Annotated in this window: 10 protein-coding genes; 1 reads left to right on the top strand and 9 read right to left on the bottom strand. The window is 73.4% G+C overall.

Annotation, left to right across the window (positions count from 1 at the left end):
• Nucleotides 1–90 precede the first annotated feature (90 nt).
• Nucleotides 91–1,197, top strand: a complete 1,107-nt coding sequence (locus ACFUJR_RS32330) for an RNA polymerase sigma factor (RefSeq protein WP_383173481.1) — start codon at nt 91–93, stop codon at nt 1,195–1,197.
• 63 nt (nt 1,198–1,260) lie between these two features.
• Here the strand turns inward: ACFUJR_RS32330 and ACFUJR_RS32325 are convergent, their stop codons facing one another.
• From ACFUJR_RS32325 to ACFUJR_RS32285, 9 genes are all read right to left on the bottom strand, one after another.
• A complete protein-coding gene (locus ACFUJR_RS32325; RefSeq protein WP_383173452.1) occupies nt 1,261–2,205 on the bottom strand; it encodes an endo alpha-1,4 polygalactosaminidase in 945 nt (314 codons plus the stop codon).
• Entirely contained in the window at nt 2,202–2,864 is a 663-nt protein-coding gene (locus tag ACFUJR_RS32320) for a spherulation-specific family 4 protein (RefSeq protein ID WP_383173455.1), read from the bottom strand. The genes ACFUJR_RS32325 and ACFUJR_RS32320 overlap by 4 nt, the downstream gene beginning before the upstream one ends.
• A complete protein-coding gene (locus tag ACFUJR_RS32315) occupies nt 2,861–3,787 on the bottom strand; it encodes an NAD-dependent epimerase/dehydratase family protein (RefSeq protein WP_383173458.1) in 927 nt (308 codons plus the stop codon). Before ACFUJR_RS32315 ends, ACFUJR_RS32320 begins: the two co-directional genes overlap by 4 nt.
• A 9-nt stretch (nt 3,788–3,796) precedes the next feature.
• Nucleotides 3,797–4,510, bottom strand: a complete 714-nt coding sequence (locus ACFUJR_RS32310) for an NDP-sugar synthase (RefSeq protein WP_383173460.1) — start codon at nt 4,508–4,510, stop codon at nt 3,797–3,799.
• Nucleotides 4,511–4,538: 28 nt separating this feature from the next.
• Complete coding sequence (locus ACFUJR_RS32305) at nt 4,539–5,540, bottom strand: GDP-mannose 4,6-dehydratase (RefSeq protein ID WP_383173463.1); 1,002 nt, start codon at nt 5,538–5,540, stop codon at nt 4,539–4,541.
• 141 nt (nt 5,541–5,681) lie between these two features.
• A complete protein-coding gene (locus ACFUJR_RS32300; protein WP_383173466.1) occupies nt 5,682–7,055 on the bottom strand; it encodes a hypothetical protein in 1,374 nt (457 codons plus the stop codon).
• Complete coding sequence (pelF, locus tag ACFUJR_RS32295) at nt 7,052–8,599, bottom strand: GT4 family glycosyltransferase PelF (RefSeq protein WP_383173469.1); 1,548 nt, start codon at nt 8,597–8,599, stop codon at nt 7,052–7,054. Before pelF ends, ACFUJR_RS32300 begins: the two co-directional genes overlap by 4 nt.
• A 210-nt stretch (nt 8,600–8,809) precedes the next feature.
• Nucleotides 8,810–10,939 (bottom strand): hypothetical protein, encoded by a 2,130-nt coding sequence (locus ACFUJR_RS32290; RefSeq protein ID WP_383173472.1) that lies wholly within the window; start codon nt 10,937–10,939, stop codon nt 8,810–8,812.
• 431 nt (nt 10,940–11,370) lie between these two features.
• A complete protein-coding gene (locus tag ACFUJR_RS32285) occupies nt 11,371–11,898 on the bottom strand; it encodes a hypothetical protein (protein ID WP_383173475.1) in 528 nt (175 codons plus the stop codon).
• Between the last annotated feature and the right edge of the window lie 620 nt (nt 11,899–12,518).

Below are 12,518 nucleotides of genomic sequence, written 5' to 3'. Positions count from 1 at the left end.
ACTCAAAAAGTCACCGCACGCCCCTCGTGGCGGTGATGTGTCGTACCCCACACTGGGGGCGGTGCCTGAGCCCCCGGAGCACCGGCAGCGATCACCCTGGAGGTCGCCCCCGTGCAGACCCAGACCCTGTCCCCGACGGATCTCGTGCCCGGGCAGCGCCCGGCCGTCCACCACCCGGAGGCCCCGGCCTCTGCCGAGCCGGCCGACCTGCCCGAGCCCGCCGAGTTCGTGGACGACACACCCGAACCGGAGCCGGTACCGCGCCGGGTCGACCTGGGCGGTAACGGGCCCTCCTCCGACCTGTTCCGCCAGTACCTGCGGGAGATCGGCCGCGTTCCGCTGCTCACCGCCGCCGAGGAGGTCGAGCTCGCCCGCCGTGTCGAGGCCGGGCTCTTCGCCGAGGTGAAGCTGGCAAGCACCCCCGATCTGGACTCCCGGCTGGCGCTCGACCTGGACCGGCTCGTCGTCCTCGGCCGGATGGCCAAGCGCCGGCTCATCGAGGCCAATCTGCGGCTCGTCGTCTCCGTCGCCAAGCGGTACGTCGGACGCGGACTGACCATGCTCGACCTGGTCCAGGAGGGGAACCTGGGACTGATCCGGGCCGTGGAGAAGTTCGACTACGCGCGGGGCTACAAGTTCTCGACGTACGCGACCTGGTGGATCCGTCAGGCGATGTCCCGGGCCCTCGCCGACCAGGCCCGGACCATCCGCGTCCCCGTCCATGTCGTCGAACTGATCAACCGGGTGATCCGGGTCCAGCGCCGCATGCTCCAGGAACGCGGCTACGAACCCACCCCCGAAGAGGTCGCCGCCCAGCTCGACCTGGCCCCCGAACGGGTCGGCGAAGTGCTGCGCCTCGCCCAGGAGCCGGTCTCCCTGCACGCCCCCGTCGGCGAGGAGGACGACGTCGCGCTCGGCGACCTCATCGAGGACGGCGACGCCACGAGCCCTGTGGAGTCGGCGGCCTTCCTGCTCCTGCGCGAGCATCTGGAGGCCGTCCTCTCCACCCTCGGCGAGCGCGAACGCAAGGTGGTCCAGCTCCGCTACGGCCTGGACGACGGCAGGCCCCGCACCCTGGAGGAGATCGGCCGGCTCTTCGGCGTGACGCGCGAACGCATCCGCCAGATCGAGTCGAAGACCCTCAACAAGCTGCGGGACCACGCCTTCGCCGACCAACTGCGCGGCTATCTCGACTAGGGTTCCCGCACGGGCGCCGCACCCGGGACGGGGTCCCGGAGGCCGCACACCGGGGCGGCCCTCTCAGCAGGGGTCCCGCCACGTGTCCAGATCCAGGCGCTTGCGCATCGACGACAGCCCCAGGGCTTGGGAGTCCCCGCAGAACTCCTCGGTCCGCTCCTCGTACTCCACGTGGAACACGGCCTTCCCCGCCGCCACGAACGGCGCCAGCCGCTCGCACTCGTCGAACTCCGCGCACTCCTCGTTCACCGCGAAGTCGAAGTGGTGCACCAGCACCGGGATCTGCGCCAGGTCGTTCTTCAGGCCCACCGCCAGACCGCGGGCGTGCGCGATCTCGGCGATCATCAGGTTGTAGCGCAGCTGGTCGTCGGCGGTGAGAGGGAACCCGGTGTCGTTGGCGTACCCCTCCAGCAGGTCCGGCTCTACGGCGTCGAAGCCCTTGTCCCGGCACATGTCGAAGCGGCGCTCCATCAGCGGCCGCAGGACGTCCGTGCGCCTGATGTCCAGCCACCGCTCGCCGTGCCACCCGTTGGGCGAGCCCAGCACGGAGCGGGGGAAGGACTTCTGGTCGGGCCGGTAGTCCTCCCAGGCACCGGCGTTGATGTAGCAGATGACCCGCCGCCCGTCCCGCTTCAGGCGGGCCACGTCGGCCGCGGAGTTCTCGAAGCCGTCGATGTCGTAGACCGGCACGTCCACCGACGGGTCGACCCGCCCGTCCAACTGCCACTGCCAGGCGAGCCCCGGCCGGGGCTGCCAGCGCCCTCCCGGCCCCGAGGACGACGCGCCCGGACCGGGCGTGCCCGTCGTACCCCCCGGTGACGGGGCGGAGGCCGACGCGGACGACGACCTCCCCGGCGAGGCCGTGCCCGTCGGCGGCCCGGCGGAGGCCGACGGCGTTGGGGAGGAGCGGTCCGGACCGCGGGCACCCGGTTCGCCGCCGCCCGAGGAGCACCCCGCGGCCGCCAGGACCAGCAGCGCCACCAGCGTGTGGCCCGCCCCGCGCCTCACCGCTCGGCTCCCGCGAGCGCGGGGGTGAGGTCCGCCCAGGGGTTGGGCAGATCGCCGGTGACCGGACCGGTGACGGCCGCCCCCCGGGTGCGCGCCGTGCGCACCGCCAGCGGCACCAGAGCCTCCGGCACGCCGTACACCAGGTGGCAGAAGCGCTCCGGTGCCTGACGGACGGTCCAGTCGGGCCGGCTGAACGCGGACACGTAGGTGCTCCAGTGGCCCTCGAACGTGACGGTGAGGTCGGCGGCCCGCGCGTACCCGGGCGCCGGGTGCACACCGGGGTTGATCACGATCGGCGACGCGCCGAGCCTGCGGATCCTGCGGACCAGGCGTCGGCAGGCCGGGAGTTCCGGCGCGCCCGAGGTCACCTGGTCGAGGAAGCAGCCGTCCGCGGCGTACCAGTCCCGGTAGCGGGCGACCTCCTCCGCGACCGTGTCCTCCGGGCGGCGGCCGTAGCCGCTGTCCACATAGCCGAGGACCCGGGCGCCGCGCGCACGCAGCGCCTTCGCGGCCGCCGCGTACGCCGGGTCGGGCTCCTCGCCCGGCCCGCTCGCGGGGTTCAGTATCACCGCCCAGGTGCGGCCCGCGGCCGTGATGAGCCGGTGCCAGGCGCCCGGATCCTCGGCCGGATGGACGTAGAGGGGGATCAGCAGGCTCACGGCGTGCCGTCCGGGACGGCACCGGCGGCCACCGCGGCGCCGCCCTCCCGCCACAGGGCGGCCACCGAGTCCTGAAGGGTGTGCGCGGGCCGCCAGCCGAGCGCCTTCTCGGCGGCGCCGATGTCGGAGCACTGCCAGGACACCCCGCCGGAGCGGGCCGATCCGCCGTTCTGCTCCACCACCCGGCCCCGGAATCCGGCGGCCCGCACCAGCCCCTGCACCAGCTCCCGTACGGGGACCGCCCCGCCGCCGCCGATGTTCAGCACGCCCGGGAGCGGCCCGGGGACCGTCGCCGCGAGCAGCGACGCCCGGGCGACGTCCCGCACGTCCACGAAGTCCCGGTACGGGGACAGGTCCCCGAGCCGGAGCTCCGCGTCCGGGCCCCCGCCGGCCGACCGCAGCAGCCCGACCACCCGCCCCGGCAGGCCCGCGGCCGGAGCCCCCGGGCCGACCGGATTGCCCACCCTCAGCACGACCGCGTCCAGGCCCGACGCGGTCACCGCCGCCGTGCCGGCGAGCTTGGTGGCGCCGTACGGGGTGGCGGGAGCGGCCTGGGCCGTCTCCGCCACCCGTACCCCCTCGGTGCCCGGGCCGTACTCGGCCGCGGAACCGAGGTGGACGAGCCGGGCCCCCGGGGCCGCGGCCCGCAGGGCCGCGCACAGCACGGCCGGGCCCCGGGCGTTCACCTCCGCCAGGGTCACGGCGTCGCCGCCCACCGCCCCCGCGCAGTTGACCACCGCGTCGGGTGCGACGTCGGCGAGAATCCCCGCCAGGCGGTCGGGGGAGACGGTGGCGAGGTCGACGCCGACGTCGGCGGCGGGCGAGCGTCCGCCGCCGATCACGGCCACGTCCGGTGTACGGCGCAGCAGATCGGTGACGTGTCCGCCCAGATATCCGGTGAAGCCCAGGACGAGGATGCGCATGGCGGTGGCTCAGGCTCCCTTGAGCAGCAGTGACTTGCGGCTGGTGAACTCGGCGTTGGCCCGGTCGTAGTCGTCGGGGCGCCCTATGTCGAGCCAGTAGCCGTCGAACGCGTAGGCGTGCGGGGGGTTCTCCGCCTTCAGCAGGTCCAGCACCAGCTCGTCGAAGCCGAGCGGGAGGCCGGGGGTGTAGCTGTCGAGCGTGGCCCGGGAGAGGCCGTAGACCCCCATGGAGACGCGGTAGTCCAGGCTCGGCTTCTCGGTGAATCCGACGACCCGCCGGTCGTCGGTGGTCAGCACGCCGAAGTCGATGCGGACCTGGCGGCAGTAGGTCGCGATGGTCAGCGGTGCTCCGGAGTCGGTGTGCCGGCCCAGCACGTCCGCGTAGTCGAGGTCGGTGAGGACGTCGCCGTTCATGACGAGGAAGTGCTCGGGGAGGCGGTCGCGCAGGTTCAGCAGCGGGCCCATGGTGCCCAGCGGGCTTTCCTCGGTGGCGTAGTCGATGGCCATGCCCCACTGGGACCCGTCGCCGACGTACGCCCGGATGATCTCCCCCAGGTGCCCGATGGCGAGGGTACAGCTGCGGAATCCGGCCGCGGCGAGCTGCCGCAGCACGATCTCCAGGATCGCGTGCTGGTCGCCGATGGGTACCAGCGGCTTCGGCAGTGCGGTGGTGTACGGCCGCAGCCGGACACCCTTGCCTCCCGCCAGGATCACTGCATGCACAGGCTTCTCCTTCGTGGTGTCCGAACGGTCAGATGTTGTAGATGTCGGTCTTGTAGCGGGCCAGGTTCGCCGGGTCGCGGAAGAACTCCACGGTGTGGGCGAGACCCTGCTCCAGGTCGTGCGCCGGCGCCCAGCCGGTGGTCTCCCGCAGCCGCGTGGCGTCGGCCACCAGGCGCATCACCTCGGAGTCGGCCGGGCGTACGCGCTCGGCGTCCGTGCGGACGTCGACCGGGGTGTCCATGACCTTCCCGATGAGCGTCACCAGGTCGCCGACGGAGATCTCGCCCCCGGTGCCGGCGTTGAAGGTCCGGCCGACGACCCGCTCGGCCTCGGCCGTGCCGACCGCCAGGAAGGCCTGGGCCGTGTCCCGGACGAAGGTGAAGTCCCGCGTGGGGCGCAGGTCGCCGAGCGTGATGGTCCGCGCGCCCGCGGCGAGCTGGCCGATCACCGTGGGGATCACGGCCCGCATCGACTGGCGGGGGCCGAAGGTGTTGAACGGGCGGAGCGTGACCACCGGGGTACCGAAGCTCGCGTGGTAGCTGTCCGCGAGCCGGTCGCCGCCCGCCTTCGAGGCCGCGTACGGGGACTGGGTGTTGATCGGGTGGTCCTCGGTGATGGGGACCGTCTGCGCGGTGCCGTAGGTCTCGCTGGTCGAGGTGTGCACCAGGCGCGGCGTGTCGAGGGCGCGCACCGCCTCCAGCACGTTCAGAGTGCCGGTGACGTTGGTGTCCACGTAGCTGTGCGGCGCCTGGTACGAGTACGGGATCGCGATGAGCGCGGCGAGGTGGTAGACGCACTCCGCCCCTTCGGCGAGGGCACGCACCGAGCCCGGGTCGCGCACGTCTCCCAGGACGATCTCCACCTCCGGGAGCACATCGGGGGAGAGGGTCTCCAGCCAGCCGTAGGAGGAGAAGGAGTTGTACTGCGCCATGGCTCTGACGCGGTAGCCCGCGGCGACGAGCGCCTCGGTCAGGTGGGAGCCGATGAATCCTTCGGCTCCGGTGACGGCGGCGAGTGGTGCGGAGGTCAACACGAGTCCTTTCGGTCGGTGGTTCGAGGAACGGTCTTGCGGGGTGCGGGGTGCGGGGTGCGGGGTGCGGGGTGCGGGGCGGGGCCCGCGGGTGCCCCCCGCCGGTGCGGGACCGCCGCGTCGGCGGTCCCGGTGTGCAGGTCAGGTGTGGGCGGCGGGCCGGCCGAGCCGGCTCAGCACCCAGGCGACCAGGACGAGCGAGGCCGCCCCGCAGCTCGCGGGGAGCAGCAGGGGGTGCGGCGGAACGGGGGTCAGGGCCGGGACCGCCACCGTGCTCGCCGCCGCCAGGCACACCAGGGCGGGTGGCCAGGCGATCCCGAACGCCTGGAGGAGCAGGGCGCACCACAGGGTGGCGCCGAGCGCCAGCACGGTGGCCGGGTCGGCTCCGACCAGCACGGCGCCCGGGAGCAGGGGCAGCAGGTAGCCGCCCAGGCAGAGCAGCAGGACGCCCGCCGAGCGGCGGCGGAACCCGGACGGCGTGGAGGCCGACCGCAGTGCCGCCACGGACAGCCCCCGGTAGCGGTAGAGCAGCCACTCCGCCGGGCCCATGCTCACGGTGAGGACGATCACCGCGAAGGGCTCCGTGCGGCCCTCGCTCAGCACGAGCGTTCCCGCGGCGAGCCCGAACAGCCCGTAGGGGACGGACAGCAGGGCTCGGGGCCGCGCCGCGTGCGCGGCGGCGGGCGCCGCCAGCGCCCGGGACAGGGCGAAGGCCGCGGCGGCGACCGTGGCGGCCACCGTCGCCAGGGGCACCGCGATCCGCACGGCGTCGGCGGCGTCCCACCACACCAGGGCCGCGGCACCGGCGACCAGCGGGGTGAGTGCCGCCAGGAGCAGCTTCTCCCGGCCCAGTACCAGGAGCACGCCCGCGCACGCGAGGTAGACCGACTGCGCGGCGGCGAAGGCGGCCGACGGTCCCGGCCCGGCGACGGCGAGTCCCGCCGCGGTGGCCAGGGCGGCCCCGGCCGACGCACCGAGCATCAGGGTCCGGCCGGCCTCCCGGCGGCCGTCGGCGAGCCGCAGGTAGGCGCGGTGGCCCAGCGCCTGTCCGAAGGCCCAGGAGACGAGCCCGGCCGTGACCAGCGCGGGGACGGCGTCGGTGCCCTGCCACAGCGGGGCGGTCAGCAGGTGGGCGAGGCCCGGCAGCGCGAACAGCGCACCGCGCAGGGCACAGCGCAGATGGTCCGGGCGCCAGGGGTCCCCGGGCGCCTGCGGTTCCGGGAAGGTCCGCGGCACCCGCTGGTAGAGGGCGTCCGCGAGCGCGAACAGGTCCTTCTTGCCGTACCGTTCGCGGATCACGTCAGCCGTGAGCCCTTCGGACTCCAGCATCGCCGCGATCTCGTAGGAGTGGACGGCGGGGCCCAGGGCCTCGGTCATCTCGGCGGCGAGACGGTCTATCTCCTGCTCGCTCCCCCTCATCCGGGGCAGCCGCAGTGCCAGGGTGCGCTGGTCGCCCAGGCGTAACGTCAGCGTGTCCTCCCCGGTGCGGGGCTCCAGGGGCAGCGGTCCGCTCATCCGGCCATACCCGCCGTTCCGGCGGCGGGTATCCGCTCCCGCCCGACGGCCGCGAGCAGCGCGACCGGCTCGGCCGCGGCGCGTCGGCGCGGCAGGGGTGCGCGGCGGTCCGCGAGCTCCTGGTAGATCTCCCGGAAGGCGTCGATCGTCTGACGCAGTGTGAACTGCTCGATGACGCGCAGCCGCGCCGCCTCGCCCATGCGTCGCCGGCGCTCGGGGTTGCCGAGGAGCTCCAGCGCCGCGTCCGCCATCGCCTGCGGATCGCGAGGGGGGACGACGAGTCCGGCTTCCCCGACGGCCTCGCGCACGCCGCCCACGTCGGTGGAGACCGTGGCGCGGCCGCAGGACATGGCTTCGATCAGGGTGAAGGGGAAGCCCTCGCTGATGCTTGACAGCATCACGACCGAACCGGCGGCGTAGGCGTCGGTGATGTCCTCCACCCGGCCCTCGAACCGGACGGCCTCGGCGTGCCCGAGCGAGGCGGCGAGCGCTTCGCAGCGCTCGCGGTAGGCCTCGCCGCCGCGGGGAGTCCCCCCGAACAGCCGCAGGGTCACCTCCGGTTGCTTCTCCCGGACGAGGGCGAAGGCGCGGATCAGGGTCTCCAGGTCCTTGATCGGGTCGACCCGGCCCGCCCAGCTGAGCACGGGTTCGTCGGGTTCCGGCCCGGCCGGCGGGAAGGCCGAGGGGTCGACTCCGTTGTAGACGGTGCGGATCAGGCTCGGGTCGGCACCGCCCTGCTCCTCCCACAGCCGGTTGTAGCGGTTGCCCGGGGTGATGAGTGCCGCGCGGCGGTAGGTCTCCTCCGCGAGCAGCCGGAAGAAGCCGAGCACGACGGCCTTGACGGGCCAGCGGTAGGGGGCCGTGCGGTAGCCGAGGTAGCGCTCGCGGAGGTAGACGCCATGCTCGGTGAGCAGCAGCGGCACACCGTGGCGTTCGAGCCCGGCGAGACCGGGCAGCACGGCGACCCCGCCGCTGACGGCGTGCGACACGCCGTGCCGGGGCGCCTCGGCCGCCAGCGGCCGCAGGGCGTGCTCCAGCAGGCTGGTGGCGGTGATGGCGTCGTGCAGGTTGGGGCGCGCCTCGCGGACTATCAGGCCTGGACGGTTCCATACGGAGGCCAGGACGTCGAGGGCGCGGTCGCCCCTGAGGAAGGGGCTGAGCAGTCCGTCCGCCGCCGCGTCCGCCAGGGTGTGGAGCGCCGGGGCGAACCCGTCCTCCGCGCAGGGGTCGAGCAGCGCGGTCACGAAGCGCTCGTAGGCCTGGGCGATCCGGCGTTCGCGGCGCCCCACGGGGGGCCGACCGCCGGGGGCCGGGCCCCACATGGGCGCCGAGCGGACCCGGGTGACGTGAGGGGGCAGCTCCCACACGACCGGCTCGCGGCCGGTGCCGGTGACGGCCAGGACGTCGAAGGCGACGTCCGGCATGCCGGTGACGATCTGGTCGCACCAGACGCTCACACCGCCGTGGCTGTGCGGGTAGGTGCCTTCGGTGAGCAGGGTGACGTGCGTCGCGCCGGAGTGGCGCGGGCCGTGGATAGCGTGCATGGGTGTGGCTCCGCCGTCGAGGGCTGGACAGAGGCGTGCGGGTGCTGGGGGGGGGGACCAGGGGAGGGAACGGGGCGGTGCGCTTTCCTGGGGGGGGGGGGAAGGCCCGGGGGGGGCCGCGGGGCCAGGGGGGGCGCTGCGGGGGGGGGGGGGGGGGGGGGGGGGGGGGGGGTTTTCTGCTCCCCCCCCCTCCCCCCCCCCGCGGCACGCTCAGCTCTCGGGCGAGTAGGGCACCTGCCGGGTGACGCCGGCGGGTACGGGGACGTCCGGGGCGGTGCCGGAGGGCTCCGGGGAGGAACCGCTCTCGGGGGCGGCGGCCGGGGCGGCGGCCCCGGGGACGTCCAGGGTGAGGGACCCGGCGGTGCCGGTGGCCCAGCCGGAGACCTGCCCGGCGTAGGGGCTGCCGAAGGCGGCGGTCCCGTTCTGCGTCCCGGCGGGCATGGTCGCGGTGACCGCGAGGTCCGCGGGGGTCTGCACGGTGACGGTGCGGCCGATCCGGTAGGCGCTGACCTGCCCGGCGGCGACGGCCGAGCGCCACGCGGCACGGCGCTCCTGCTCCACGCCGATGTCCTTCATCCGCAGGTTGACGACCGGGGCGCTGTCCGCGAACAGGCCCGCGTAGGTGTCGAGGACGCCGTCGAGTACCGGGTAGGCGATGCGGTCCTCGGCGAGGTTCGACTGGTGGATGAAGTGCGGCTTGGGGTCGTTGGCGATCACGTGGCCGAAGGCGATCCTGGTCTCCAGGGGCACGATGTGGTCGCCGTAGCCCGTGGAGAGGTCGAGGGGAGCCGGGAGGCAGGTGGTCGTCTCGGGGTAGTCCTCGCAGATGCCGCTGCCGCCCTGGGCCCGGCTGGTGTAGATCCAGTTGTACTCGTCGACCTGCTCGGCGGCGCGGCCCGCGTTGTAGAACACGTTCATCGGGTAGCGCGCGACGGTGAGCGCCGGGCCGACCTGGCGCAGCTGCGGGTCGCGCGAGTTGTCGGACGCGAGCCAGGTGACCGCGTTGTCGCCGAGGGCGAGCGCCAGGTTCGGGTTGTCCTGCGGCTGCTGCGGCGTCACCTTCAGGCCGGAGTGCTCACCCGTGACCAGCTCGTCGTCCTCCAGCGGAAGGCCGGCGACGTCGCCCCAGACGCGGTTGGTGGCGATCTCGTCGGAGATGTCGTTGCGGCTCACCCAGACGGTGTCGCCGCCCGGGGTGGTCTCGCACCGCCACGGGACCACGGTGGTGTCCTGCACGCAGCCGAGGAAGGCGTGGGTGTAGGTGTGGTTGATCCAGCGGAACTCGTTGCGCTTCGCGATCAGCCGGTCGGCCAGGGTGTCCTCGCCGTTGTTGTCCTCGCGGTGGTCGACGCTGCCGGCGCCGTTGTAGGCGAGGTCGAGGGTGAACTGCTTGGCGTCCTGCCACGTGGTGGCGTGGTCGACGTCGGCGGCGGTCATCCGGATCGGGTCGGGCTGCACGCTGCTGTCGGTGCAGTCCACGTCGCCGGGGGTGCAGTTGAGCTCGGAGTTCCAGCGGTCGTCCGCGGCGAACACGTCGTCGACGTGGACGGCGAAGTAGTTGCGGGAGGCCCCCAGGTGCACGCCGTCGGTCATCCACTCCACGATGCCGCGGGCGAGCAGGCGGAACTGCTGCTGGTACTGGTTGTAGACGAAGGTGACGACCAGCTCGCGCCGCCCGTCGTGGCGGTACTCGCCGACCAGGGAGCCGCGGGTGGTCCGGCCCGGGATCGGGGCGTCGACGTAGGTGGTGAAGTCGGCGCCCGCGACGGGCGTGGACAGGAAGGCGTAACTCTCGCCGACGTCGGGCGAGTTGTCCTCGAAGGGCACCGCGCCGTCGAGGTAGGCGAAGGGGCCCGCCGCGCCCGCCGCGGTGACCTGGGCCTCGGCGCCGTCCATGCTGCCGGAGTAGCCGCCGAAGACGGGGTACTGGAGTCCGGCCTCGGGTCGGGCGTAGGTGTAGGCGTCCACCTGCGGGATGTCGTAGGCGCGCTCGTAGTCGGCGAGGGCCTCCATCTCGGCGGAACCCGCCGGGAAGGGGTTGTCGTTCGGCAGGACGACGGCCTGGAACCTGGCGCGCGGAACGCCGTCCACCATGTCCGCCAGGAAGGACGTGTCGATGACGGGCCGGCCCGGCTCCTGAAGGTCCACCTCGGTGTAGGGGGTGCCGGCGGTCTCGAGTTCCGCGGCGATGGCGTCCACCGCCGGTCCGCCGTCGGAGACCACGAGCACCCGCAGGTCGATGCGTACCGGGTCGTCGGCGTGTGCCGTGCCCATGGGCAGGCACAGAGAGGCCAGCAGTGCGCCGGCCGTGCACATAGTCGTGCGAATTCTCCGCTTCATGCGGTTATGTCCCCTCCCCAAGGGCGGGATGAAGACAGCCCCGTGCGGAGCGGACGTCACCCCCGTGCGGACGCCGCCGCCTCGGGCGGCCGGTCGCTCACATCCGTCTCGTCACATAGTGATGGGTGTGTGGACCTTTTGTGTTCACACCACGAAAGCTGGCGGATAACGACAGGTGACGAACTGTGCTCTGCCGGGGGCGCGTTGTGGGGGCGCGAAAACGTCTCCGGGATGCGCGCTCCCCTGTTCGGCAAGCGAGTACGGCCTTTTCGGGAGGGGGTCCGGGACTCGGCGACCGGGATCACCACCATTGGTCTAGACCGATACGGCGTTCATCAGGCGTCGATTCTCGGCCAAGGCGTGTCGCCGCCGCGCTGCCGGGTCGGCAGGGTGCGGCGGCGACCGTCATGCGGGATCGCCCGTGTGTGCGATCAGGCGCACAGGACGCGGGTCTCGGGGGTGTAGGCCGGCCCCCCGCTGAGGTTGCTGCTGTCGCTGAACTCGGCGTAGAAGTAGGAGTAGAAGCCGATGTTGCCGTTGCAACCGGAGTCGGCCGCGACCTGGAGCGTCAGCGTCACGGTACGGCTCTGGCCCGGCGGGATGGTGGTGCCGTAGTTGCCGCCGAGGTTCGCGGGGCCGGTGCCCGAGCACGGCACGCCGCCGCCGGAGGTGGTCAGCGTGCAGCCGGTGAAGCTGTACTTCAGGTCGGGGCGCTGCGTCGTCAGCCAGGTCGGGTCGATGGTCTGGTAGATGAACCAGATGTCGTAGGTCTGGTTGTTGGTCATGGTCATCGACAGGTTCACCGTGCCGCCGGGAGTGGTGGTGGCGGCGTCGGTGCTGAAGGTCAGCTCGGCCGGCGCGGGGTCGGCCGCGTGCGCGGCGGGCGCCAGGCCGAAGACGGCGAGGAAGAGGGCGAAGAAGGAAGCGAGGCCCATGCGCCTCATCTGAGTGCGTCGCATGGAGCGGAACGCTACGAGAGCGGGGCGCCCGCCGTCCGTCACTCTGGGGTACGGCTCGTATACGCGACCGAAAGTGTGCGAAGTGTGAAGCGCTTGTGACGCCGTCTTCACCGTGTGATGGCGGGGTCGTTTCCGCACGGCAGGGGCCTGCGAGGCGGTCCCCGGGACGGGCTCGCGGACCCCGGCGGCCGCACGCCGCCCCTCGCCGGCCACTGGCCTGTACCGGTCCTCGGCGAGGCCTGTGGGCCGGGCGCGGGCACATCCGGAGTGCGGACGGCCCTGCGGACCGCGCCGCCGCAGCCGCAGCCGGGCCGCAGCCGCAGCCGGGCCGGGAGGGGCCGGGCCGGGAGGGGGGCCTCGGGGTCCGCCCCCCGCCGTGCGGCGGCACGCACCTTTCGAAGACTCCGGCGTCACGCCCGTCCCGCGCGACACGGGCGCGCCCTCGTGTCAGTCGACCTCGGCGACCGCCTGGGCGAACTGGGCCGCGTACAGCCGCGCGTACGCGCCGTCCTCCGCCAACAGCTCCTCGTGCGTGCCCTGTTCGACGATCGAGCCGTTCTCCATCACCAGGATCACGTCCGCGTCCCTGATGGTGGAGAGCCGGTGCGCGATCACGAACG

The sequence above is a fragment of the Streptomyces sp. NPDC057271 genome (genome assembly GCF_042668715.1).
Classification (GTDB): Bacteria; Actinomycetota; Actinomycetes; order Streptomycetales; family Streptomycetaceae; genus Streptomyces.
This window is presented reverse-complemented; position numbering and strand designations above follow the sequence as displayed.